General features: G+C 65.7%; 24 protein-coding genes and 1 pseudogene. 12 read left to right on the top strand and 13 right to left on the bottom strand.

The features are described from left to right. The first annotated feature begins 3 nt into the window (after positions 1 to 3). Positions 4 to 189: an acyl-CoA carboxylase subunit epsilon gene (locus CFOUR_RS02425; protein ID WP_085957715.1), complete on the top strand. Its 186-nt coding sequence runs from the start codon at positions 4 to 6 to the stop codon at positions 187 to 189. After that, positions 189 to 779: a Maf family protein gene (locus CFOUR_RS02420; protein ID WP_085957714.1), complete on the top strand. Its 591-nt coding sequence runs from the start codon at positions 189 to 191 to the stop codon at positions 777 to 779. Before CFOUR_RS02425 ends, CFOUR_RS02420 begins: the two co-directional genes overlap by 1 nt. Here the strand turns inward: CFOUR_RS02420 and CFOUR_RS02415 are convergent. Genes CFOUR_RS02415 through CFOUR_RS02395 form a run of 5 tightly spaced genes read right to left on the bottom strand, consistent with a single transcriptional unit; the run spans position 776 to position 3,441 of the window. Beyond that, the gene (locus tag CFOUR_RS02415; RefSeq protein ID WP_085957713.1) at positions 776 to 1,297 is read right to left on the bottom strand and encodes an ankyrin repeat domain-containing protein; all 522 of its coding nucleotides are present in this window, start codon (positions 1,295 to 1,297) and stop codon (positions 776 to 778) included. The genes CFOUR_RS02420 and CFOUR_RS02415 overlap by 4 nt on opposite strands. A gap of 12 nt (positions 1,298 to 1,309) precedes the next feature. Then, positions 1,310 to 1,837, bottom strand: coding sequence for a hypothetical protein (locus CFOUR_RS02410; protein ID WP_085957712.1), 528 nt, complete (start codon positions 1,835 to 1,837; stop codon positions 1,310 to 1,312). Between the two features lie 9 nt (positions 1,838 to 1,846). Beyond that, entirely contained in the window at positions 1,847 to 2,368 is a 522-nt protein-coding gene (locus CFOUR_RS02405) for a hypothetical protein (protein ID WP_085957711.1), read from the bottom strand. A gap of 14 nt (positions 2,369 to 2,382) precedes the next feature. Beyond that, positions 2,383 to 2,910 carry a hypothetical protein gene (locus CFOUR_RS02400; protein WP_085957710.1) on the bottom strand — a complete coding sequence of 176 codons (528 nt, stop codon included), beginning with the start codon at positions 2,908 to 2,910 and terminating at the stop codon, positions 2,383 to 2,385. A gap of 9 nt (positions 2,911 to 2,919) precedes the next feature. Next, positions 2,920 to 3,441: an ankyrin repeat domain-containing protein gene (locus tag CFOUR_RS02395; protein WP_085957709.1), complete on the bottom strand. Its 522-nt coding sequence runs from the start codon at positions 3,439 to 3,441 to the stop codon at positions 2,920 to 2,922. A 105-nt stretch (positions 3,442 to 3,546) separates the two neighbouring features. Here CFOUR_RS02395 and CFOUR_RS02390 point away from each other — a divergent pair, with 105 nt between their 5' ends. Further along, a complete protein-coding gene (locus CFOUR_RS02390; protein ID WP_085957708.1) occupies positions 3,547 to 3,945 on the top strand; it encodes a DUF3151 domain-containing protein in 399 nt (132 codons plus the stop codon). A gap of 6 nt (positions 3,946 to 3,951) precedes the next feature. Then, positions 3,952 to 4,671, top strand: coding sequence for a hypothetical protein (locus CFOUR_RS02385; protein ID WP_085957707.1), 720 nt, complete (start codon positions 3,952 to 3,954; stop codon positions 4,669 to 4,671). A 308-nt stretch (positions 4,672 to 4,979) separates the two neighbouring features. Here the strand turns inward: CFOUR_RS02385 and CFOUR_RS02380 are convergent, their stop codons facing one another. Continuing rightward, the gene (locus CFOUR_RS02380; protein ID WP_085957706.1) at positions 4,980 to 6,041 is read right to left on the bottom strand and encodes a Cj0069 family protein; all 1,062 of its coding nucleotides are present in this window, start codon (positions 6,039 to 6,041) and stop codon (positions 4,980 to 4,982) included. Between the two features lie 271 nt (positions 6,042 to 6,312). Here CFOUR_RS02380 and CFOUR_RS02375 point away from each other — a divergent pair, with 271 nt between their 5' ends. Together CFOUR_RS02375 and CFOUR_RS02370 are read left to right on the top strand one after the other, a co-directional pair. Further along, complete coding sequence (locus CFOUR_RS02375; protein WP_085957705.1) at positions 6,313 to 7,224, top strand: sulfurtransferase; 912 nt, start codon at positions 6,313 to 6,315, stop codon at positions 7,222 to 7,224. 92 nt (positions 7,225 to 7,316) lie between these two features. Continuing rightward, positions 7,317 to 9,110 (top strand): acetyl/propionyl/methylcrotonyl-CoA carboxylase subunit alpha, encoded by a 1,794-nt coding sequence (locus CFOUR_RS02370; RefSeq protein ID WP_085957704.1) that lies wholly within the window; start codon positions 7,317 to 7,319, stop codon positions 9,108 to 9,110. Between the two features lie 3 nt (positions 9,111 to 9,113). On the opposite strand, the gene CFOUR_RS02365 is transcribed toward CFOUR_RS02370, so the two are convergent. Further along, positions 9,114 to 10,058 carry a chymotrypsin family serine protease gene (locus tag CFOUR_RS02365; RefSeq protein ID WP_143339013.1) on the bottom strand — a complete coding sequence of 315 codons (945 nt, stop codon included), beginning with the start codon at positions 10,056 to 10,058 and terminating at the stop codon, positions 9,114 to 9,116. Between the two features lie 23 nt (positions 10,059 to 10,081). On the opposite strand from CFOUR_RS02365, the gene CFOUR_RS02360 reads away from it, so the two are divergent. Next, entirely contained in the window at positions 10,082 to 10,585 is a 504-nt protein-coding gene (locus CFOUR_RS02360; RefSeq protein ID WP_085958446.1) for a GNAT family N-acetyltransferase, read from the top strand. Positions 10,586 to 10,591: 6 nt separating this feature from the next. On the opposite strand, the gene CFOUR_RS02355 is transcribed toward CFOUR_RS02360, so the two are convergent. Both CFOUR_RS02355 and CFOUR_RS02350 read right to left on the bottom strand, forming a co-directional pair. Beyond that, a complete protein-coding gene (locus tag CFOUR_RS02355; protein WP_290179830.1) occupies positions 10,592 to 14,020 on the bottom strand; it encodes a pyruvate carboxylase in 3,429 nt (1,142 codons plus the stop codon). A 156-nt stretch (positions 14,021 to 14,176) separates the two neighbouring features. Further along, positions 14,177 to 14,440: pseudogene (locus CFOUR_RS02350) on the bottom strand (citrate/2-methylcitrate synthase); the annotation flags it as partial. Between CFOUR_RS02350 and CFOUR_RS02345 the strand changes: the two are divergent. Continuing rightward, the gene (locus CFOUR_RS02345) at positions 14,409 to 14,606 is read left to right on the top strand and encodes a hypothetical protein (protein WP_179154754.1); all 198 of its coding nucleotides are present in this window, start codon (positions 14,409 to 14,411) and stop codon (positions 14,604 to 14,606) included. The pseudogene CFOUR_RS02350 and the gene CFOUR_RS02345 sit on opposite strands and share 32 nt — an antisense overlap. 112 nt (positions 14,607 to 14,718) lie before the next feature. On the opposite strand, the gene CFOUR_RS02340 is transcribed toward CFOUR_RS02345, so the two are convergent. Together CFOUR_RS02340 and CFOUR_RS02335 are read right to left on the bottom strand one after the other, a co-directional pair. Next, positions 14,719 to 16,125 (bottom strand): NAD(P)H-quinone dehydrogenase, encoded by a 1,407-nt coding sequence (locus CFOUR_RS02340; RefSeq protein ID WP_085957701.1) that lies wholly within the window; start codon positions 16,123 to 16,125, stop codon positions 14,719 to 14,721. A 77-nt stretch (positions 16,126 to 16,202) separates the two neighbouring features. After that, the gene (locus CFOUR_RS02335; RefSeq protein WP_085957700.1) at positions 16,203 to 17,411 is read right to left on the bottom strand and encodes an amidohydrolase; all 1,209 of its coding nucleotides are present in this window, start codon (positions 17,409 to 17,411) and stop codon (positions 16,203 to 16,205) included. Positions 17,412 to 17,509: 98 nt separating this feature from the next. On the opposite strand from CFOUR_RS02335, the gene CFOUR_RS02330 reads away from it, so the two are divergent. After that, positions 17,510 to 17,941 carry a hypothetical protein gene (locus CFOUR_RS02330; protein ID WP_085957699.1) on the top strand — a complete coding sequence of 144 codons (432 nt, stop codon included), beginning with the start codon at positions 17,510 to 17,512 and terminating at the stop codon, positions 17,939 to 17,941. 18 nt (positions 17,942 to 17,959) lie between these two features. Here the strand turns inward: CFOUR_RS02330 and CFOUR_RS02325 are convergent, their stop codons facing one another. Both CFOUR_RS02325 and upp read right to left on the bottom strand, forming a co-directional pair. Continuing rightward, the gene (locus CFOUR_RS02325) at positions 17,960 to 18,361 is read right to left on the bottom strand and encodes a helix-turn-helix transcriptional regulator (protein WP_085957698.1); all 402 of its coding nucleotides are present in this window, start codon (positions 18,359 to 18,361) and stop codon (positions 17,960 to 17,962) included. Positions 18,362 to 18,459: 98 nt separating this feature from the next. Continuing rightward, positions 18,460 to 19,095 carry a uracil phosphoribosyltransferase gene (gene upp / locus CFOUR_RS02320; RefSeq protein ID WP_085958445.1) on the bottom strand — a complete coding sequence of 212 codons (636 nt, stop codon included), beginning with the start codon at positions 19,093 to 19,095 and terminating at the stop codon, positions 18,460 to 18,462. Between the two features lie 88 nt (positions 19,096 to 19,183). On the opposite strand from upp, the gene CFOUR_RS02315 reads away from it, so the two are divergent. From CFOUR_RS02315 to CFOUR_RS02305, 3 genes are read left to right on the top strand one after another with little or no spacing between them, the layout of a single operon-like run. Beyond that, entirely contained in the window at positions 19,184 to 19,465 is a 282-nt protein-coding gene (locus CFOUR_RS02315; protein WP_290179824.1) for a hypothetical protein, read from the top strand. A gap of 8 nt (positions 19,466 to 19,473) precedes the next feature. Then, positions 19,474 to 20,529, top strand: a complete 1,056-nt coding sequence (locus CFOUR_RS02310) for a C40 family peptidase (RefSeq protein WP_290179822.1) — start codon at positions 19,474 to 19,476, stop codon at positions 20,527 to 20,529. Between the two features lie 10 nt (positions 20,530 to 20,539). Continuing rightward, positions 20,540 to 21,778 carry a SatS C-terminal domain-containing protein gene (locus CFOUR_RS02305; RefSeq protein ID WP_085957696.1) on the top strand — a complete coding sequence of 413 codons (1,239 nt, stop codon included), beginning with the start codon at positions 20,540 to 20,542 and terminating at the stop codon, positions 21,776 to 21,778. Positions 21,779 to 21,894 lie beyond the last annotated feature (116 nt).

Genomic DNA, 21,894 nt, shown 5'->3' with positions numbered 1-21,894 from the left:
GACGTGGACATTCAAGTACTCAAGGGCAACCCCACCGACGCGGAGCTCGCAGCGCTGACGCAGGTGCTCGAGCAGCTGCAGCGCGAGCGCAAGACCGCCGGCGTGAAGGCGGACGCGAATATCTGGGGCGCGGCGCACCCGGCTACGACGTTTAACCCGCACGCCTTCGATTCGGCGGCGTACTTCTGATGCGGCTGGTGTTGGCGTCGCAGTCGCCGTCGCGGCGCATGCTGCTGGAACAAGGCGGTGTGACACCGGTGTTGCGGCCGGCGCACATCGACGAGGACGCGCTCATCGCCTCGCTTGACGACGCACCTCCGGCCACCACCGTCTCCACCCTCGCCCGCGCGAAAGCGGAGGTGGTCGTGCCGGAATACCCCGACGACGTGGTGGTCGGCTGCGACTCCATGCTGCTGCTCGACGGCGAGCTTTTGGGCAAGCCCCACACCGTGGAGGCGACCGTCGAACGCTGGAAAGCGCAGCGCGGCAAGGTTGCGCAGCTGCTCACGGGCCACGCGGTGTGGTTCGGTGGCGAATGGGTGGTGGACACCGTTGCCACCACCATCCGCTTCGGCGACGTCTCCGACGCCGACATCCAGGCCTATGCCGAATCGGGCCAGCCGCTCGAGTGCGCCGGCGCATTCACCCTGGAGGCGCTGGGCAGCTGGTTCATCGACTCCATTGATGGCGACCCCACCAGCGTGATCGGCCTGTCCATGCCGCTGTTGCGCCGCTGTCTATACCGCTTCGGACTGAACGCGTCCGACTTCTGGGCCTAGAATCCGCGGGCGGTGAGGAACTCGTCGAGGACCTTGAGCCTCTCCGGCTGGTGGTCCACGCACATGCGCAGCCACTCGCCGATCTTGTTCTTGGGGTTGCGGACACTTGACGGCTCGTCCAAGTCCACATCCTTGCCGAACAGCGCTTCATAGATCGGAAGGCGCTGCTCGTCACGCTCCGCCCCGATCTTCACCGCAAGCTTAATCGGCGTGTCCCCGTGGCTTTCGCGGAAGTTCACGTCGGCGCCGGCTTCGACAAGCCGCTGCACCAGGGCCGCGTCGCCGTCGCCGAGATCGTCGTGGCTGAGCAGCAGCGTCAACGTGTTCTGCCCGTAATCCACCACCGTCGCATCGGCGCCGCGGTCCAGCATGTCGTTGCTGATCTTTTCGCGCGCCTCCGGGTCGCGGTTGATCAAACCGCGGAGGAGCATCTCCGTCGCGTCGTTCGCTTCCGGGTCGTAGACCTTCAGAAACTCCTCGTAGGTGCCGTTTTGGGCGGCGTAAACCGGGCTAGCCATTGGATTCTCCTTCTAGTAACTTCTGCTTTTCAAGAATTCATCGAGGACATAGTGCTTTTCCGGGCGGTCGTCGGCGTTCATGCGCAGCCACTCGCCGATGCTCATGACTGGCTCGTGTGCATTGGACGGAAGATCCAGATCCAGCTCTTTTGCTCCAAACAGGGCCTGGTACAGCGGGCGACGCTGCTCGTCGTCGTCCACCCGGATCTCGACTGCCAGCTGCGCCACCAGCGATCCACGGCGTTCGCGGTAGTTCACGTCGGCGCCGCCGTCGACAAGCCTTTGTGTAAGCGCCGCATCACCGGAACCCAGATGACGGTGCCTTCCCAACAGAATTGTCAGCGCGTTTTGCCCGTACTCGACTCTCGACGCATCCGCGCCCCGGTCCAGCATGTCGTTGCAGATCGCAGCGCGGGTTTCCGGATCCTTGTTGGTAAGGCCGTTAAACAACATGTCCGTCGGGTCATTCACCTCTGGGTCGAACACCTCGAGGAATTCCTCGTAGGTGCCCTTCTTCGCCGTGTACGTCGGGCTTGTCATCGCCGCCTCCTAGTAGCCCCTGTCCTTGAGAAACTCGTCCAGGACATCGAGTTTGCCGGGGCGCCCGTCCACGTTCATGCGCAGCCACTTCCCGATCGTGTTTATCGGGTTGCGGACACTCGACGGCTCGTCCAAATCCACGTTTGCAGCGAACAATGCCTCGTACAGCGGGCGGCGCTGCTCGTCGTCGTCGACGCGGATACGAATTGCCAGCCGAATGGGCACATCGCCGCCGCTGTTTCGGAAATCCACGTCGGCGCCGCCGTCGATAAGCCGCTGCGCCAGTGCCGGGTCGCCTTCAGCGAGCCGGTCGTGGCTGAGCAGCAGCGTCAACGTGTTCTGCCCGTAATCCACCACCGTCGCATCGGCGCCGCGGTCCAGCATGTCGTTGCTGATCTTTTCGCGCGCCTCCGGGTCGCGGTTGATCAAACCGCGGAGGAGCATCTCCGTGGCATCGTGCGCTTCCGGGTCGTAGACCTCCAGAAACTCCTCGTAGGTGCCGTTTTGGGCGGCATACAGCGTGCTAGCCATTGTTTTCTCTCCTTCTAGTAACTTCTGCTTCTCAAGAATTCATCGAGGACATAGTGCTTTTCCAGACGGTGGTCGGTGTTCATGCGCAGCCACTCCCCGATGCTCATGACCGGGTCGTGCACGTTGTATGGCAGGTCCAGATCCAGCTCACCTGACCCAAACAGGGCCTGATAGAGCGGTCGACGCTGCTCGTCGTCGTCCACCCGGATCTCAACCGCCAGCTGCGCCACCAGCGATCCACGTCGTTCGCGGTAGTTCACGTCGGCGCCGCCGTCGACAAACCTTTGCGCAAGCGCCGCATCACCTGACCCCAGATGGCGGTGACTGCCTAGCAGCACAGTCAGCGCGTTTTGACTGTCTTCAACAAACGAAGCGTCCCCACCACGGTCCAACATGTCGTTGCAGATCGCAGCACGGGTGTCAGGATTCTTGTTGGTGAGCCCGGCAAACAACATGTCCGTGGCATCGTCCGCGTCCGGGTCGAATACCTCAAGGAACTCCTCGTAGGTACCCTCCTGGGCCGTGTACAACGGGCTTGCCACAGTCGCCTCCTAGTAGCCTCTGGCCTTGAGAAACTCGTCCAGGACGTCGAGCTTGCCCGGGCGGTTCTCCACGTTCAGCCGCAGCCACCCGCCGAGTGTGTTGATCGGGTTGCGCACGTTGGAAGGCAGCTCCAAGTCCAGATTTTCCGCACCGAACAGCACTTCGTAGATGCTTCTGCAGTCCTCGTCGTCGGTGCCGGAGAACAACACCAAGCGCAGGGGTAGCTCACCCTGGCTGGTGCGGTGGTTTACGTCGGCACCGCCGTCGATAAGCCTTTGCAGCAGTGCCGCGTCTCTCTCCCCGTACTCGTCGTTGCTCAGCAGCAACGAGACGGTGTTGTTCCCGTAATCCACCACCGTTGGGTCCGCGCCGCGGTCCAGCATGTCGTTGCTGATCTTTTCGCGCGCCTCTGGGTCGCGGTTGATCAAACCACCGAGAAGCATCTCGGTGGCATCATTCTCATCCGGGTCATAGACCTCCAGAAACTCCTCGTAGGTGCCGTTTTGGGCGATATAAAGCGGGCTAGCCATTGGTGCTCCTCGGTGTGGGACTTAGATCACATCGGGTTACGCACCACAATATTTGCGAATGCCGATCCCGGCATAGGCTGCCAGCAAACTAGTAGCCTGGCGGCCATGGAAATTAACGACATGCTCGCCCCGAAGCCCATCGAGCTGCCCGCCGACCCGGCCGCAGGCAAGGATCTGCTTGCAGACGACACCGCGCTCGCCCACCCCGACTCCCCCGCAGTCTGGGCCGCCCGCGCCGAGCGTGAACTCGACGGCGGCGACAAGCTTATTGCCTACGCCTACGCCCGCACCGGCTACCACCGCTCCCTGGATCGCCTGCGCGCAAACGGTTGGAAAGGTTGGGGCCCGGTCCCGGCTTCGCACGAGCCGAATCAGGGCGTGCTGAGGGCCATCGCGATGTTGGCAGTAACTTCACAGGTCATCGGTGACCAGGCTGAATACGACCGCTGCCGCCAGATGCTCTCCGACGCAGACCCGGAATGCGTGGAAAAGCTTTTACCCTAACGAGGTATGACGCGAATCAACCAAGCCACCCGCATACTCATCACAGTCCCTGTGGCGCTCGCGATTGCGTCGTGCAGCGCCACCAACGACACCCCTGCGACCGACCAGGACGCCAGCCCTGCCGCCGAATCAGCAGCCGCATCCGCTGCCCAGGAGACGGTCACACAGGAAAAGACGGTCACCGAGGCCGCGGCACAGCAGCCCACCTCCGAAGAAGTTGAAGCAGCCGCCGCGCCCGCGGCAGCTCCTGAGGCCGACAACTGCGCAATTCCCAACCCCGACCCGCGCCAGCAGTACGCCACCGGCACTGCCCCAGGCCGAATGCCGGCGGCAAACCACCGTTCAGACGCGAACTACTGGATCGAGGACATCGACAACCACTACGATCCCTGCGCACCGCTCAGCTGGATCACCTTCCGCGGCTCACTGGGCCACGAGGACCGCACGGCGGGCACGGCCGCATCCATCACCGACGGGCTCGCGCTTTACGTCGACGGCCAGCCGGCCGGCGACATGCGGGCATTCACCGAGGTAGAAAACGTCGAACTAGTCGACCCCACCACGCTGCGCCTGAGCTGGGGCGAGCGCGGCGGCGCCACTGCGGAAGGCATCACCGACCACTTCACCGTGGATCTCACCGCAGCCAACGGCACGGTCCAGGCCGTGGCCGGCGACACCGAACCGTTCACCCAGCGGTGGAACCAGTCCGGCTACTTGTTGAACTAGCACCGGGTAACGCGGCTCGCGCTGGCTGATCGTCTAGCAGTGCCCCTCGGGGTGCTAGACGATCAGTGCGCTGACCGCGCATTGTCCCAGGTCATGTTGAAACTCATCGCCGTTAGTGGCGAGTCCGTATAGCAACGGCTCACGGCTGCTATACGGTCCGTCCAACGGGGCCCAACGGGCATGACCCAACGGGGCACCAACCCACCACCCCACCGCCTCAACCGACCCAACACCGAAGAAACCACCGCCCCGGCTCTGTGGTGAGCCGGGGCGGTTGAGTGCTGTAGACGTCGATAAGCAAAACGCTCTTAGGCGTGCTTTGCCTCGACGCGCTTGATGGCCTCCTTGGCCACCATCTCCTGGATGCCCATGTCTAGCTCAGAGGTGAAGCCGACGCAGGAGCAGTTGATCTCGCCCAGGACGTAGGTGTCCTCGCCGGTTTCGTCGTCGTCGGCGAGCATGAAGTCCGCGGTCCAGATCAGTGGAATGTTGTCTCCGCCGAGGTTCTCGGCGATGACCGGGCGGGCCTCGGCGAACATGTCCACCAGCTCCTGCCACTCTTCCGGCTTCTGGTAGGTGTACTTCGCACCGGAGAACAGCGTCGCGGAGAACGCGTCGCCGCCCTCGGCCGGCTTCTTGTGCACGACGAAGACCGGGTGCGGGCCGACCAGCAGGATGCGGATCTCGCCCTCGACGATGCGCGGCATGAAGCGCATGTCCACGAGCATGCCGTTGTCGCCCACGATGTACTGGTCGCAGAAGTCCATGAACTCGCCGAGCTCGCGCTCCTCGGTGTGGTTGTCCACAGCCTCGGTGCACTTGAGCTTGGTGTCCAGCGGCAGGGCGGTGCCCGGCTCGACGGACTCGGCCAGGGACTCGTCGGCCAGGCGCACGCGCCAGATGCCGGAACCGGTGGAGCCGCGGTTCTGCTTGAGCACGCGCTCGCCGTAGGACAGGGAGGTCGGGAAGGTCTCGTGGAACTCCTCCACGTCGTAGTACGCGGCGGTATCTTCCGGCACGAGGTCAGTCTTGTTCAGCTTGACCAGGGCGTCCTTGGCGCCGTAGGAGATCATCTCCTCCGGGGTGGACATGCCCACCAGGCCAGCCTCGGACAGGCGGTTGAGCAGGTCGAAGTAGCCCTTTTCGCCGCCCGGAATGTTGCCCGGGTTCACGCGCGAAATGTAGGCGTCGAAGTTCTCGGAGACGTAGGTGAACAGGTCGTCTGCCCACTCGGGGCGGAAGTAGACGACCTCGGAGTGCCAGCCCTGTTCCTTGATGGCGTTAACGATGGGCATGGTGTCCTTGCGGTGGCCGTCGAAGGACTTGTCGGAGCCGCCTTCGACCTCGAAGACAACAATCGCCTTGTGCACGGTTGGTCCCTTTCATGTGTCGCGCCCCGCAGCCCGCACATGCCGGGGCCGCCGGGGCAAGCCAGATACCCAGAACAACGGGCGATAACCAGTGTGTTCCTGACTTCAACTTTAACCCCAGGCAGTGAGTTCCACCGGGTGAGGGATTTGATAGTGTGCAAGTTCACAACTCCGAAAATTTTGGCGAAACGCATCAAGCGCACCGCATTCGTTTCTGTATGGTTGACGGTGGTTTGCCAACCGCACACGAGCGACAAGAAAGGTTGCCGCCATGGGCATCGAGCTCGACAACACCCCGCAGTTTCAGCACTACGCACACCCGGAGAAGTTCGTCTCCGCCGCGTGGCTGTCCGCCCGCTTGGGTGTGCCGGGATTGAAGGTCGTGGAAAGCGACGAGGACGCATTCCTCTACGACATCGGCCATATCCCGGGTGCTGTTCGCATTGACTGGAAGCGCGACCTCAACGACCCGCTGGTGCGCGACTTCATCGACGGCGAAGCGTTTGCGGAGCTGATGCGCTCGCGCGGGATCAACCGGGACGACACAGTGGTCATCTACGGCGACTCCTCCAACTGGTGGGCCGCCTACACCGCGTGGGTCTTTGAGCTGTTCGGCCACCCGGACGTGCGTCTGCTCGACGGCGGGCGCGACGCGTGGATGGGCGAAGAGCGCGACACCTCGTTTGTGGTGCCGGAGTACCCGGTGAGCGATTACCCGGTGGTCGAGCGCCAGGACGCGCCGTTGCGCGCGTTCGCCTCGGGGCTTTTGGAAAAGAAGCCTGCGCAGCTTATCGACGCTCGTCCCGCCGCCTACTACCTCGGTGAAGACCCGGAGCCCGCTGACGTGTCCGCGCCTGCGCTGCGCCAGGGCCACATCCCCGGTGCGGTGAACGTGCCCTGGGGCCGTTCGGTGTTCCCCAACGCCCGTTTCCGCACCTTGGAGGACATCGAGAAGATCTATTCCTCCTTCGACAAGGACGCCGAGACGGTGGTGTACTGCCAGCTGGGCGAAAGCTCCTCGCACACCTGGTACGTGCTCAGGCACATCCTCGGCTTCAAAAACGTCGCGCTCTACGACGGCTCCTGGGCCGAGTGGGGCAACATGGTGCGCATGCCGGTAGCCAAGGGGGCTGACGTGGATACCGCAACCGGCGCAAATGCCGGCGACGACACGGTCGAGTAAGCGCGTCAGCGCCGAGGCGCTGTAACATGGTGCGACGTTTGTCCGACGTTTGTAACGGTTAATTTTTTCCGATTGAAGGACGGGATTGCTTCGTGCCTACCACAGCAGCGACCACTGACCTACCCAAAAGCGTGACCAAAGTGCTGGTGGCTAACCGCGGCGAGATCGCCGTGCGCGTCATCCGCGCCTGCTTGGATGAAGGTCTTGCGTCTGTCGCCGTGTACGCCGAGCCGGACGCGGACGCGCCGTTTGTCCAGCTTGCCGACGAGGCCTTCGCGCTCGGCGGCGCCACGGCGGCCGAGAGCTACCTGGATATGGACAAGGTCATCGCCGCGGCGCAGAAGTCCGGCGCGGACGCGATTCACCCGGGCTACGGCTTCCTTTCTGAAAACGCCGAGTTCGCCCAGAAGGTCATCGACGCTGGGCTGACCTGGATCGGCCCCTCCCCTGCCGCGATTGCGGCGCTGGGCGATAAGGTCACCGCCCGCCACATCGCGGAGGCGGCGCAGGCCCCGATGGCGCCGGGCACCAAGGACCCGGTTTCCGGCCCGGACGAGGTCGTCGCGTTTGCGGACGAGCACGGCCTGCCTGTGGCCATCAAGGCAGCGTTCGGTGGCGGCGGCCGCGGCATGAAGGTCGCCTACACCCGCGACGAGATCCCGGAGTTGTTCGAGTCCGCCACCCGCGAGGCCACGGCGGCGTTCGGTCGCGGCGAGTGCTTTGTGGAGCGTTACCTGGACAAAGCACGCCACGTGGAGGCGCAGGTGCTGGCCGATCAGCACGGCAACGTCGTGGTCGTGGGCACGCGCGATTGCTCTTTGCAGCGCCGCTTTCAAAAGCTGGTGGAGGAGGCCCCGGCGCCGTTCCTCACCGACGAGCAGCGCGAGCGTATCCACACGTCCGCGAAGGCGATTTGCCGTGAAGCCGGCTACTTCGGTGCGGGCACCGTGGAGTACCTCGTGGGCTCCGACGGCATGCTCTCCTTCCTCGAGGTCAACACCCGCCTGCAGGTGGAGCACCCCGTCACTGAGGCCACCACGGGCATCGACTTGGTGCGCGAGCAGTTCCGCATCGCCCGTGGCGAGCAGTTGCTTATCGACGCCGATCCCGTCCCCCACGGCCACGCCATCGAATTCCGCATCAACGGCGAGGACCCGGCTGCGAACTTCATGCCGGCGCCGGGCACTGTCACCGCCTACGCCGAGCCGGCCGGCCCTGGCGTGCGCGTGGATTCCGGTGTGCGCGCAGGCTCTGTGATCGGCGGTCAGTTCGATTCCATGCTGGCCAAGCTCATCGTCACCGGCGCGACCCGCGAGCAGGCCATTGAGCGCGCCCGCCGCGCCCTCGGCGAGTACGTGGTGGCCGGCTTCCCCACCGTGATCCCGTTCCACCAGACAATCCTGGACACCCCTGCATTCGTGGGCGACACGGACGGCTTCGGCGTCTACACCCGCTGGATCGAAGAAGAGTGGGACGGCTCGCTTCCGGCAGCCCCGGAAGGCACCGATGATGCCGACACGGACGACACGGTCACCGAGGCGCCAGCCCGCCGCACCTTCGCGGTGGAGGTGGACGGCCGCCGCATTGAGGTCGCCCTTCCGGAGGAGCTCGTCGCGGCCAGCCCTGCCAAGCGGAAGCCGAAGAAGCGTCGCGCCGGCAAGGCCGCGGTGTCCGGCGATGCGGTGGCCTCGCCCATGCAGGCCTCGGTGATCAAGGTCAACGTGGCAGAAGGCGACGAGGTTGCCGAGGGCGACATCTTGGTGGTGCTGGAAGCGATGAAGATGGAAAACCCGGTCAAGGCCCACAAGGCTGGCACGGTCACCGGCCTGGCTGTGGAAGTCGGCGGTCAGGTGAACAAGGGTGCCGTGCTCATGGAGCTGAAGTAGTTTTTAGCTCGGCAGCGCGAGCTGCTCGCGGTACTCCACGGGCAGTACCTTCACAATCTCGGGCAACGCAAGAAGCACGCCGGCGAGCACGATGAGCGCTGCCACGGCGATCCCGCCGCCGTCTACCGCAGAGCTTCCGGAGCTGCCGGTGCCGACCGAACTGCCCTGCTCTGCCACCGGGGTGGGCTCGCCGCCGGGCACCGCCGTCTCGTGCGTCACCGGCGTTGTGATGCGTTTGGTCTGCAGCAGCAGCTCCAACTCTTGCTCGGAAGTGACCTGCGGGCCGTTTTTGGGCACGGAGCTGCGGTTGAGCCGCCCCTTTTCCACTTCGTCGCTCATCGCGAGGCTGACACCGGTGTAGATGGACAGCAATCCCTTGCCTTCTACCCACACGGGCCCGCCGGAGTCGCCGGGTTTGCCGGACGGGCCGTCCCAGTAGATGTTGTTGCCTATCGCGCCGATGAAGCTGCCGCAGGTGGTTTTCTTGCTGGCGGCGCCGTAGACGCAGACCGGGTCTCCGCTGCGCAGCAGAGACGGCTCCGCCACGCTGTCGCCGGAGAGGGTGTTCGGCTTCAGCTGCACGCCGTCCGCCCAGCGGATCACGGCCCAGTCGTTGGACGTGCTGGGCTCCCCCATTGCTGAGGAGGGGTGGAACGTGCCGGTGGCGTTGCCCTGTGCGCTCGCCACCACGGCGCGGTCGCCTTCGGCGCCACAGTGGCCGGCAGTGTAGCTGACCCCCTGTTTGAGGTCATTGAACGCGATGGTGCACAGCCCCTTGCCCACCACGGTCACCGAGTCGCCTTGCCGGACCACCGGGGCTGCCGGCGCTGGCTGCGTGGTTGCCTCAGTCGTAGGTTTATCGGCCACGACGGGCTCCGCTGCGGCGAATGAGGGGAGGCAGGCAAGGGCCAGGGCTGTGGTCGTCGTCAGGCAAATGCGTCGAAGCATGGAGAAAGATTAACGTGGTGCGCATGGATTACACACCTGAGTTCCAACTCCGCGAAGCCACCGAGTCCGACCGCACCTATCTGCGGCGGCTGAACTACCTCGCCGACGTGTTCGGCGACGAGGCAGGCACTGTCGGCCACAGCGAGCGCGAAGGCGCCGAGACGTACGTGGGCCAGTGGGATCCGGACCACGAAAGTGGCATCGTGGCGTTCGACCAGTTCCACGTGCCTGCGGGCGGAGTCTGGCTGCGCTACTGGCAGTCGCCTGACGACGGCCACGCGAACCTCTCCCCCGACATCCCTGAAATCGCCATCGCGGTGGAAAACCGCTACGCCGGCAACCAGCTCGCCGTGAAGCTGCTGCGCGCCGCCGTCGATTTGGCCAAGCGCCAGGGTGCGCCGAAGGTGGCGCTGTGGGTGGACCCGGACAACGACCGGGCGCGCCACCGCTACGAAAAGTTCGGCTTCAAAGACGTCGACGGCCACGACAATGTCATGGCCGTCGACGTGGACGATTTCACCGCTTAGGCGCCCCTAGGCGATAACCACCACGAGGTCGCCGCCCTCCACCTTGGTGGGCTGGGTGAACGCGACTCGTTCGATCTTGCCGTCCTTGGTGGCGGAGATCGCGGCCTCCATCTTCATGGCCTCGATGGACGCCACCGGGTCGCCCGCCTTGACCTCGTCGCCTTCCTTCACGGTGACGGTGACGGCGCCAGCGAACGGTGCGGCCACGTGGCCCGGGTTGGAGGCGTCGGCCTTCTCCACCTCCGCGACGGTGGATTCCGCGGACTCGTCGCGCACCGAGATCGGGCGGACCTGGCCGTTGACGGTGAGGATGACCTGGCGCATGCCCTTCTCGTCCGGCTCGCCCACGGCGTCGAGGCTGACCACCAGCGGCGGGCGGTTCTCGTCGATCTCGCCGTAGTAGATCATCGTCTCCACGCCCTCTTCCAGCCCGTAGAAGAACGCCTTGTCGCCGAGCTGGTCGGTGATGCCGTAGGTGCGCAGGTGCTCCTGGTACTCGGCGTACTGCTTCGGGAAGAGCAGCTTGTCCAGCGCCGCGCGGCGGGTGGCGTGGTCTTCAGACTGCAGGTCTGCGGCCAGCTCCTCCGGCACGTTCACGGTGTGGTCGACCTCGGAGCGGTTCTCCAGCGCCTTCTCGCGCAACAGCGGCCAGCCGCCCGGAGGGGTACCCAGCTCGCCCTGCAGGAAGCCGATGACGGACTCCGGGATGTCGTACTTGCGTGGGTTGTCCGCGAACTCCTGCGGGCTGACGCCCTGGCCCACCAGCTGCAGCGCGAGGTCCCCGACGACCTTCGACGACGGGGTCACCTTGGTCGGGCGGCCCAGGATCTCGTTGACACCGGCGTAGTAGTCCTCGATGAGCTCGAAGCGGTCCTCCAGCCCCAGCGCCTTTGCCTGCGTGCGCAGGTTGGACAGCTGGCCGCCCGGGATCTCGTGCTTGTACACGCGACCGGTCGGGCCCGGGATGCCGGACTCGAACGGTGCGTAGACCTGGCGCACGGCCTCCCAGTAGGGCTCCATGTCGAAGACGGCCTGCAGGTCGATGCCGGTGTCGCGCTCAGTGTTGGCGAACGCTGCGACCAGGGCGGACATGGACGGCTGCGAGGTGGTGCCGGCCAGCGGGGCGGACGCGACGTCGACGACGTCGGCTCCGGCGTTGGCGGCCGCCATGTAGGTGGCCAGCTGGCCGCCCGCGGTGTCGTGGGTGTGCACGTGCACCGGCTGGTCGAAGCGCTCGCGCAGTGCGGTGACCAGCTTGGCTGCCGCGGCCGGGCGCATCAGGCCGGCCATGTCCTTGATGGCAAGCACGTGGGCGCCGGCCTCCACGATCTCCTCGGCGAGCTTGAGGTAGTAGTCCAGCGTGTACAGGTCCTCGTTCGGGTCCAGCAGGTTGCCGGAGTAGGCCATGGCCACCTCGGCGACGGTGGTGTTGGTCTCCAGCACCGCCTCAATCGCCGGGCGCATCTGGGAGACGTCGTTGAGCGCATCGAAGATGCGGAAGATGTCGATGCCGGAGGTCGCGGCCTCTTGCACGAACGCCTTGGTCACCGAATCCGGGTACGGGGTGTAGCCCACGGTGTTGCGGCCGCGCAGCAGCATCTGGATGTTCACGTTCGGCATCGCCTCGCGCAGCTCGTCCAGGCGCATCCACGGCGACTCGTGGAGGAAGCGCATGCCCACGTCGTAGGTCGCGCCGCCCCACGCCTCCACGGAGGTCAGCTGCGGGGTGAGGTGGCCGACGTGCTTCGCAGCCGCGACCAGGGTGTTGGTGCGCACGCGGGTGGCCAACAGGGACTGGTGGGCGTCGCGGAAGGTCGTCTCGGTGACACCGAGCGCAGTCTGGTTGCGCAGCTTGTCCGCCCACTTCTTCGGGCCGAGCTCGAGCAGCTCGTCGCGGGAGCCGCGCGGCAGGTCGCCGTAGGAGTTATCCGGCAGTTTCTTCGACGGGCGGATGTCGGTCGGGCGTGCGCCGTTGGGCTGGTTGACCGTCACGGACGCCAGGTAGTTGAGGATCTTGCCGGCGTCATCCGCGGCGGCTGGAGCCTCCAGCAGGTGCGGGTGGTCTGCAATGAAGCCGGTGTTGATGCGCTCGTGGCGGAACTCCGGCTCGGACAGCAGGGCGCGCAGGAAGCCGATGTTGGTGGACAGGCCGTTGATGGTGAACTCGTTGAGCGCGCGCAGCGCACGGTCGACAGCGACCTGGAAGTTGCGGCCGCGGCAGGTCATCTTCACCAGCAGGGAGTCGAAGTTCGGGGTGATGGTGGTGCCCACGGCCACGTTGCCGTCGAGACGCACGCCCGCGCCGCCCGGCGACTGGTAGCCGGTGACCACGCCGGAGTCCGGGCGGAAGCCGTTTGCCGGGTCCTCGGTGGTGATGCGGCACTGCAGTGCTGCGCCGTTGACCTCGATGAGGTCCTGGGTCAGGTGAAGCTCCTCCAGCTTGGCGCCGGCGGCGATGTACATCTGGTTTTTCACGATGTCGATGCCGGTGACTTCCTCGGTCACCGTGTGCTCCACCTGCACGCGCGGGTTCATCTCGATGAAGACGTGGTTGCCAGCTTCGTCCACGAGGAACTCGACGGTGCCGGCGCCTTCGTAGTTGATCTCCTTGCAGAAGTTCACCGCGTCCTGGCAGATGCGCTGGCGCTGTTCCTCGGTGATGTGCTGCGCGGGCGCGATCTCCACGACCTTCTGGTGGCGGCGCTGCACGGAGCAGTCGCGCTCGAACAGGTGCACCACGTTGCCGTGGGAGTCGGCCATGATCTGCACCTCGATGTGCTGCGGGCGGATCACGGCGCGCTCGATGTAGACGTTCGGGTCGCCGAACGCGGCCTCGGCCTCGCGGGAGGCTTCAGCAGCGAGCTTTTCGACGTCCTCCGGTCGCTCGATAAAGCGCATGCCGCGGCCGCCGCCGCCTGCGACAGCCTTGACAAAGATGGGGAACTCGAAGTCCTTGGCGTACTCCACCAGCTGCTTCGGGTCCGAGGACGGCTCGGAATCCTTCAGCACCGGCAGGCCGGCGCGCTCCGCGGCCTGCACCGCGGCGGACTTGTCGCCGGTGAGGTCCAGAGTCTCCGGGGACGGGCCGATGAACTTGATGCCGTTGTCGCGGCAGGCGCGGGCGAGGTCGGCGCGCTCGGAGAGGAACCCGTAGCCCGGGTAGATGGCGTCTGCGCCGGTCTCCTTGGCCGCGCGGATGATCTCGTCAATGTCCAGGTAGGCCTTCACCGGCTGGCCCTGCTCGCCAATCTGCACTGCCTCATCGGCGAACGGGCGGTGGAAGGAGTTGCGGTCCTCCCGCGGGTACACGGCGACGGTCTTAGCACCAGTCTCGAACGCGGCGCGGAATGCGCGCACGGCAATCTCTCCACGGTTCGCCACCAGGATTTTGCTGAAGGCGGGCAGGTCGTGAAGCGGGAGGTTATCCGGATTCATCGGTTTCCTTTCACAAAGGAAGGGTTTGCGGTCATACTGCAAACCGCAGTTTAATACAGATCACATCTTTTGCGGAGTGATTTGGGGGAATGCGCGGGGGTGGCGAAACGCGGGCCGTCGCAAAGCAACTGCCCGCGTTTCGGGGGTAACAACTCGCTAGCGCTGCACGTGGCGCTCGTCTGGGCCGTTGTAGGCGGACAGCGGGCGGATCAAGGAATTGTTCTCAAACTGCTCGATGACGTGAGCGGTCCAGCCGGTAATGCGGCTCATCACAAACAGCGGGGTGAAAAACTCGATGTCGAAGCCGAGGATGTAGTACGCCGGGCCCGACGGGAAGTCCAGGTTCGGGCGGATGTTGATGGAGGTGTTGTCGTGCATGGTCTTGGCCATGATGTCGTACATCTCCACCCACTTCTGGGCGTCCTTTTCCGGGTGCTCGGAGGCGCAGCATTGCTTCGAGCTGGCCTACCACTACGGCGCCCTCGCGCATTCCGGCGAAATTGCGGCGCTTACGCAGCTTTTGGACGACCCTTCGGCTCGCCAGGTCACCCCCACGGCCCCAGCCAGTATTACGCGGCCGCCGTGACCATGCCGTATACGGAGCTGCTCGCCACCGCGACCGAGACGCGCTACGACATCGACGTCATCTCCGCCCGCTTCGGCACCGGCAATTCTCGTAAGCCGCCGCGGTCCGGCGGCTAGTCCAGGTCGGAGTGGGTGATCAGGCGGCGCGCCGCCTCCGTGATGGACCCGGACAGCGACGGGTAGACGGCCATGGACTGCGCCAGCTGGGTCACGGTGAGGTTGTTGGTCACCGCGATGGTCAGCGAGAGGATCAGCTCGGACGCCGTCGGCGCGACAATGACGCCGCCGAGAACCTGGCCGGAGCCCTTGCGGGCGAAGATCTTGACAAAGCCGTACTGCAGCGAGCGCATCTTCGCACGCGGGTTGGTCGCCAGCGGCAGCTTGTAGATGTCGGCCTCGACCTCGCCGTCGCGGATCTGCTGCTCGGTCACGCCCACTGCGGCGATCTCGGGGCGGGTGAACACGGCGTTGCCCACCGTCTTCAACCGGATCGGGCTCACACCGTCGCCAAGCGCATGGTCGACGGCGATGCGGCCCTGCTGCGCGGCCACAGATGCCAGCGGCATGAGGTCGGTGCAGTCGCCGGCGGCGTAGATGCCGGAAACGTTGGTGCGCGAGACCCGGTCGACGTGAATGTGGCCGGACGGGGTGACCTCCACCCCGGCGGCCTCCAGGTTCAGGTCAGCGGTGTTCGGCACCGAGCCGATGGACATCATCACGTGCGACCCCTCGATCGCGCGGCCGTCGGTGGTGTGCACGACCACGCCGTCGCCGGTGTTTTCCACACGCTCCACGCGGGCGTCCTTCTCCAGCTGCACACCGCGTTCCGCCAGCACTTCCTCGAGCACGTCGGCGGCGTCCGCGTCGTCGTGAGGCAGAATGCGGTCGCGGGAGGCGACCATGGTCACCTTCACGCCCAGCTCAGCGAAGGCGGAGACGAACTCCGCGCCAGTTACGCCCGAGCCGACCACGATCAGGTGCGTGGGCAGCTCCTGCAGGTCGTACATCTGGCGCCAGTTGAGGATGCGCTCCCCGTCTGGCTCCGCCCCCTTGAGCACGCGCGGGCTCGCGCCCGCAGAGACCAGCACCATGTTGCAGCTGATGGTCTCAGTGGCACCGTCAGCCGTATCGACTTCGATGTTGTGGGTGGTGTGGCCGGTCTGCTCGTCCGCGAAACGCGCACGCCCCTCAATGAAGCGCACGCCGCTGCGCTCGAGCTGCTCGCGGATATCGCTGGACTGCTTCTCCGCCAGCGCCTTCACGCGCTCGTTCAACGCCAGCAGCGACAGCGTCGCGTCGCCGAGCGTGTGGTTGAGGCCCATATCGTCCGCGCGGCGCAGGTCCGTCTTGATGTTCGCGCCCGCGATGAAGCTCTTCGACGGCACGACGTCCTTGCGGATCGCCGATCCGCCCGCGCCGCTGTCTTCGACGATGGTGATGTCCGCCCCGTATTTGGATGCCACCAACGCCGCCTCGTAGCCGCCGGGGCCGCCACCGATGATGACAATCTTCTTGGACAAAACAGCACTCCTCTTAGGTCAAATGGACGGGGTCACATGGACAGGCCAAACTGCGTCACAGTGTACCCAGAGTCCGCCTATTGTTCGCCAGGGCGGAAGTACTCCTCCACAATTGAGCCGAACAGGCGCACTCCCACCCCGATTGCGCGCTCGTCCACGTTCAGATTGCCCTGGTGCAGATCCTGGCACTGCCCTTCCCCGCTCCAAGCGCCCAGCCGCATCATCGCGCCCGGCACATGCTCCAGGTACCAGGAGAAATCCTCGCCGCCGCTGGACTGGGGCGCAGCAACCACGCACTGCGGGTCCACCGCGCGGGCCGCTTCGACCGCCAAGGCAGTCGCCGCGTCGTCGTTGAGCACCGGCGGCACGCCCCGGATATAGTCCAGGTGGTACGTGCACCCTGTGGGGGCGACGATCAGGTCGATGAGGTCCGTGAGCAGATCTTCAATCTCGCGCCAGGTGGTGATGTCCGCCGTGCGGATGGTGCCCTCGAGCAGGCCGCGCTTCGGAATCGCGTTCGCGGCATCGCCGGCCTCCGCGTGGCCGAAAACCAGCACCGTGCCGGTGCGCGGATCCACCCGGCGCGACAACAGCCCCGGCAGCTGGGTGATCAGCGCGCCCATGGCGTAGACCACGTCCGCGGTCAGCTGCGGGCGGGACGTGTGCCCGCCGGGGCCCTGCACCTCAATGCGCAGCACGTCGGACGCCGAAGTAATCGCTCCGGTGCGCACGCCGATCTCCCCGACCTTGATGTGCGGCTCCGCGTGCACGGCGTAAATGGCAGCGACATTTTCCAGCCCACCCCACTTCACAACATCCAACGCGCCGCCTCCCATGACCTCTTCGGCCGGTTGGAAGATCACTCGCACCGGGTGCGCCAGCTCGATGGTGGAAAGCGCGCAAGCCAAACCGAGCGCGACGGTGGTGTGGACGTCGTGGCCGCAGGAATGCGACACCCCAGGGTTGGCGGAGGCGAAGCCCAGGCCGGTTTGCTCCGGCACACGCAACGCGTCGATGTCCGCCCGAAACGCAAGGCGCTTGCCTTCGGACGGACCGAGGTCGACATACAGACCGGTGCCCGGGAAGCGCACGGGGTGCAGGCCGTAGCTCTCCAGCGTTTCCACAAGGAAGTCGGTGGTCTCCACCTCCTCGTTGGACAGTTCCGGGTGGGAGTGGATGTGGCGGCGCCAACCAATCACGCGCTCCTGGTTCTCAGCGAACCAGTGATCGACCGCAGCGGCGATTCCGACGTTGTCCACGAGATCCACGTGCGCTCCCCTTTTCATGCCTCGAAGTCTGTGATGCCTAGTTGTGCAAGCCGAGTGTACGCGCACCTTCACCGAAGTAGACAAAGCGGTGCACAAGATTTGTTAGCTTGGTGTCTATGACTATCAGGACGACGTGTGCAACTGCAGTTGCCGCGACCCTGGCGCTTGCCAGCCTCACGGCATGTGGCGAATCCGCCGACCAGGTCGCCCCCGAAACTGAAGCTGGCGGCACCGCGGTAGCCGCCGAAACGGTGACCTCCGTAGTGTCTGAATCCGCCAATGCCCCGGCCAACGCCGCCGACGAGGCAGGTGCTCTCGCAGCCGCACCCGCAGGCGAGCTGCCGCAGTCAGTGCAGGGATACACCGATGCCGCCCGGGCCGAGATGGCGGACGAGGGCGTGACCGAGTCCGATGTGGACGCCGCCCTCGCCGCCGCGCACAACGGCGAAGCCGAGGTCGAGTTCGACGACGGCCACTGGGAAATCGAATGGCGCGACATCGACGTCGACATCACCCCGGAAGGGCAGGTCTTGGAGGCCGACCGCTAAGTCGCCGGCACCCGCCGCCTAGAACGCAGGCGTATCGAGGGGTGCGCCACGGCGCAGGTACGTGTCGTGAAACCGCGCGGTATCGCGCGCACTGCGTGGCCATTGGAACCTGATCGGCGCCGGCGCATCCACGTCCACGAGCGCGAAACACCCCTCCACCTTGTCGGCCGCGCCGGGCAGCAGCGCCGCGGGCGGGACCTGCAACGCCGAGGCCAGCCGGTAGCAAGTGCTCAAGGTGGGGTCGGCCACCTTGGAGTTGTAGTCGTTGCGCTCCAAATTCGAGATCAACGAGCGCGACACCCCCGCCAGCTCAGCGAGGCGCGTCTGGCTCAACCCCCGCATCAGGCGGATGGCGCGCACGCGCTCCCCCAGCCCTAACGCGTAGCTCGCCCAATGCGATTGCGGCAGTACTTCCCCCATGTTTCCCCCGTCTCAGCGCTCCCAGAAGCGCGTGTCAGTTACGCCACGAAATGTAGCGCGGGATTGGCCGGGGCGCTACCGAAGGTGCGTCGAAAAGCTTAAAGCTCGATGTTGCGGGGGCCGTAGAGACGATCGCCCGCGTCCCCCAAGCCGGGGACGATGTAGGCGTCCTCGTTCAGCGACGGGTCGATGGTCGCGGTGACCAGTCGGATCGGGCCGCCGTGCGCTTCAAGCTTGTCCACGCCGGGCTGCGCGCTGACCATGCAAACGCAGGTGATGTCGTCCGCGCCGCGCTCTACCAGCAAGTCGATCGCGTGCAGCAGCGAGCCGCCGGTGGCCAGCATCGGATCCACCAGGAACACCGGCTGTCCGGACAGGTCGTGTGGCAGCGCCTCCAGGTACGGCACCGGCTCGTGGGTCTGCTCGTCGCGGGCGAGGCCGATAAAGCCCACCTGCGCGTCCGGGATCATCGACAGCGCCGGGTCGATCATGCCCAGACCAGCGCGGATGATGGGCACAATGATCGGCGGGTTTTTCAGCCGCGCGCCCTGGGCGGTGGCAACCGGCGTTTCGGTGTCGAACTGCTCCACCTCAAGTTCGCGGGCCGCCTCGTAGATGAGCATGGCGCCGAGGTCCGCCAATGCAGCGCGGAACGCGGCGTTGTTGGAGCGCTTGTCGCGCATGATGGTCAGGCGAGATGCGGCCAGGGGGTGGTTGACAACCGTGATATCCATGCGGCTCATGCTAGTTCACGCGCGGGGGCGGGAAAATAATTTTTCTGTTCCGAGGGAACCGCGGCGGCGTTTTCTGCGTCCAATGGCCATGACAGTTTTCCAGATTGATTCCGCAGACGTATCCGCCCTGACCGATTCGCTGCGCGAGGACGCAGCCCAATTGCAGTTGCTTCACGACGTCAACGTGCCCGACATCTGGCCCCTCGGCGAATTCAGCGCCACAGTGAAATCGGCCATCGGCAAAGCCAATACCGATGCCGAAGCATTGCGCGCCGAAGCCCGCCGCATCGCCGCGGTGATGGACCTGACGGTGGACGCCGCGGCGGCCGTGGACCGCTGCACCTGCGAGCAGCTGAGGGCGACGCTATGAACACCGTGATGCGTGAATTGAGCGACGGGCTCGCCGGCGCAGCAGGCCACAAGTGGCTCGACTTCGGCCTGGACGTGGGAGCAACCGCCGCGAAGCTGGCCACGCTGCTCCCCTTCGACGTTCCAGCCCTGCCCGGCTACGGCATGCCCACCTTCAACGACTTCGACCCGCTGGCGCTGGTGGCCAACGCCTCTGGTGCCTCCCGTGTCGGTGCCGCAGCGGAGCTGGCGGACTACCGCGCAACCATCGGCGGCGCGGTGCTGCGCGGCGGCGTGCTCATCGGCACCGCTGCTTTCGAGCTGGGGACAATCGCGGCAGAGCTGATCCGCAAGGCAGCCGCCACGCCCGCCATCGCCGCCACCCCGGTGAGCCTGCTCGGCGCCGCGGCCTACGTGGCCGAACTCATCGCAGACGCCCTCAACGCGGCGTTGCAGGTGCTCAAGACCTTGGAGGCGGACCTCGGGGCAATCGCCCAACCGTTATCGGAGGCAACCGCCGCTGCGGCGAACCGCGTCATGCCAGGCCCCAGCGCCGCCACCGAGAAGGCCCATGGCGAGCTCGAACGCCTCGCCGCCCAGGTCGCCCCGCCAGCTCCAGCAACGCCCGCACCCGCCCCACCGGTGGTGAAAACAGCCTCGGCCGTAGCCCCGCCCGCACAGCCGGAGCCGGTCCAGGCCGCCGCCCCGCCGCCGGCACCGGAGCCGATGGAAGGCGAGGGCTCAGCAGTCGGCGCCGCCGCCGTCGAAGCTGCCAAGAGCCAACTTGGCGTCCCGTACGTGTGGGGAGGGGCCGCGCCAGGCGGTTTCGACTGCTCCGGGCTGACGTCCTGGGCGTACCAGCAAGCTGGCGTGGACATCCCGCGAGTGGCCGCAGACCAGACCGTGGGCCGGCAGGTGTCCTACGACGAGCTGCAACCGGGCGATCTGGTGCTGTGGTCCGGCCACGCCGCGATGTACGCGGGCGACGGCATGATGATTGAGGCGGGCAGCCCCGTACAGATGAACCCGGTGCGCACGGAAAATATCGGCATGACCTTCTGCGGATTCTGGAGGCCGACCGGCTAAGGTTTGCCGCATGACTACGCGCGCGATTCTTCCCGTCAAGCTCTCCCTGACCGAGGGCGACTTCTACACCCTTTGGGCACCCACCTGGAAAGAAAAGGGCAGTCAGTGGCAGGCCTTCCTCGGCGACGACCAGGCCGTGCTGGTGTTCCACACCCCGGAGGAGCTGCTTGCTTACCTGGAGTCCACCACCGCCCACGACCTGGCGGACCATCCCAAGTGGCAGCAGTTCCAATCGCAGGACGAGGACCGAGTAGTACCCACGGACAAGCAGTACTACGACATCATCGGCGCCCCTGAATTTTTGGCTGGCCGCCCGAGCCACGACAACGTGTCCAAGCTGTCGCGGGTGTTCCAGATCTCGCGCTCGCTGGCGGATGTCACCTCCGCAGAGCAGGCGCAGATCTTCTTCGCCTCCCACTCCATTTTGGGCAACGTCACCCGCGGCTCCGACCACTACGCGGGCGAAAACGGCTTGTCGGAATGGTCCGGCGTCGGCCGCGTGGTACTGGCCAACTGGGAAAACGTGGTCAAGTCACTCGACGAATCGGTGCGCATCGTGGACACCAGCGAGCTCGACGCTGACCGCGTGGCGGCCGCCAGCGCCGCGATTGCTTCTGCCGTCGAGGCCCGCACGGCTGCAGAGGAACAGGCCCGCGCCGACGAAGAAGCCCGCGCGGCAGCGGAAGACCCGTACGACTCCTCCGCCTGGGGCCGCGCCGGCATCGACCCGGTCAAGATCTCCATCCAGGGCCAAAGCGTTTACACCCTGCGTACCTACCTGCGCGGCGCACCCGTCTTTTTGGGCAAGTACGGCGAGATCTTCACCTTCCCGTCCACCAAGCACCTGGGCCGCTGGATCCTGGAAAACGACGACCACGACCTCGCCGGTGTGTCCACCTGGCAGGACCTCATCAACGCCGCCAACGCCGGTGAGCTGAAGGTGGAGGTCCACCCGGACAACTCCTACTCCTTCAACGGCATCGCCGCCGACATCAACCGCGGCACCGACGCGGTGGACACCAGGCAGATGTCCAAGGCGTACGAGCTGCTCGCGGACGCCGCAGACTGGGCACAGGACGATTCCCTGAACTCGCTGCTGCTGGCCAACCCGCGTATGCAGGACTACCTGGCGTACATGCTCGGCTCGACCGAGTCCGCCGGCTACGTGCCGTCTGCTCCGTTTACGGACAAAGCCGAAACCTGGACCGAGATGGAAAACCAGCTGATCAAGCGCTTCTCCAAGTTCTAGCGCGTAACCCGGTTGCGCAAGAAGAACTCGCTTACGTGCTTGAGGCTCGGCCACAGTCGCTGGCGGACCTGCTGACCAAAAATGGACACCAGGGGCTCGTCTCCCGCAGCCCCGAC

It is taken from the genome of Corynebacterium fournieri (assembly GCF_030408775.1).
Classification (GTDB): Bacteria; Actinomycetota; Actinomycetes; order Mycobacteriales; family Mycobacteriaceae; genus Corynebacterium; species Corynebacterium fournieri.
This window is presented reverse-complemented; position numbering and strand designations above follow the sequence as displayed.

Bases quoted from the DNA above. Each gene is read 5' to 3' on its own strand.
- CFOUR_RS02420 (WP_085957714.1), top strand. From the start codon at position 189: ATGCGGCTGGTGTTGGCGTCGCAGTCGCCGTCGCGGCGCATGCTGCTG.
- CFOUR_RS02415 (WP_085957713.1), bottom strand. From the start codon at position 1,297: ATGGCTAGCCCGGTTTACGCCGCCCAAAACGGCACCTACGAGGAGTTT.
- CFOUR_RS02410 (WP_085957712.1), bottom strand. From the start codon at position 1,837: ATGACAAGCCCGACGTACACGGCGAAGAAGGGCACCTACGAGGAATTC.
- CFOUR_RS02405 (WP_085957711.1), bottom strand. From the start codon at position 2,368: ATGGCTAGCACGCTGTATGCCGCCCAAAACGGCACCTACGAGGAGTTT.
- CFOUR_RS02395 (WP_085957709.1), bottom strand. From the start codon at position 3,441: ATGGCTAGCCCGCTTTATATCGCCCAAAACGGCACCTACGAGGAGTTT.
- CFOUR_RS02390 (WP_085957708.1), top strand. From the start codon at position 3,547: ATGGAAATTAACGACATGCTCGCCCCGAAGCCCATCGAGCTGCCCGCC.
- CFOUR_RS02385 (WP_085957707.1), top strand. From the start codon at position 3,952: ATGACGCGAATCAACCAAGCCACCCGCATACTCATCACAGTCCCTGTG.
- CFOUR_RS02375 (WP_085957705.1), top strand. From the start codon at position 6,313: ATGGGCATCGAGCTCGACAACACCCCGCAGTTTCAGCACTACGCACAC.
- CFOUR_RS02365 (WP_143339013.1), bottom strand. From the start codon at position 10,058: ATGCTTCGACGCATTTGCCTGACGACGACCACAGCCCTGGCCCTTGCC.
- CFOUR_RS02360 (WP_085958446.1), top strand. From the start codon at position 10,082: ATGGATTACACACCTGAGTTCCAACTCCGCGAAGCCACCGAGTCCGAC.
- CFOUR_RS02355 (WP_290179830.1), bottom strand. From the start codon at position 14,020: ATGAATCCGGATAACCTCCCGCTTCACGACCTGCCCGCCTTCAGCAAA.
- CFOUR_RS02345 (WP_179154754.1), top strand. From the start codon at position 14,409: ATGATGTCGTACATCTCCACCCACTTCTGGGCGTCCTTTTCCGGGTGC.
- CFOUR_RS02335 (WP_085957700.1), bottom strand. From the start codon at position 17,411: ATGAAAAGGGGAGCGCACGTGGATCTCGTGGACAACGTCGGAATCGCC.
- CFOUR_RS02330 (WP_085957699.1), top strand. From the start codon at position 17,510: ATGACTATCAGGACGACGTGTGCAACTGCAGTTGCCGCGACCCTGGCG.
- CFOUR_RS02325 (WP_085957698.1), bottom strand. From the start codon at position 18,361: ATGGGGGAAGTACTGCCGCAATCGCATTGGGCGAGCTACGCGTTAGGG.
- upp (WP_085958445.1), bottom strand. From the start codon at position 19,095: ATGGATATCACGGTTGTCAACCACCCCCTGGCCGCATCTCGCCTGACC.
- CFOUR_RS02315 (WP_290179824.1), top strand. From the start codon at position 19,184: ATGACAGTTTTCCAGATTGATTCCGCAGACGTATCCGCCCTGACCGAT.
- CFOUR_RS02310 (WP_290179822.1), top strand. From the start codon at position 19,474: ATGCGTGAATTGAGCGACGGGCTCGCCGGCGCAGCAGGCCACAAGTGG.
- CFOUR_RS02305 (WP_085957696.1), top strand. From the start codon at position 20,540: ATGACTACGCGCGCGATTCTTCCCGTCAAGCTCTCCCTGACCGAGGGC.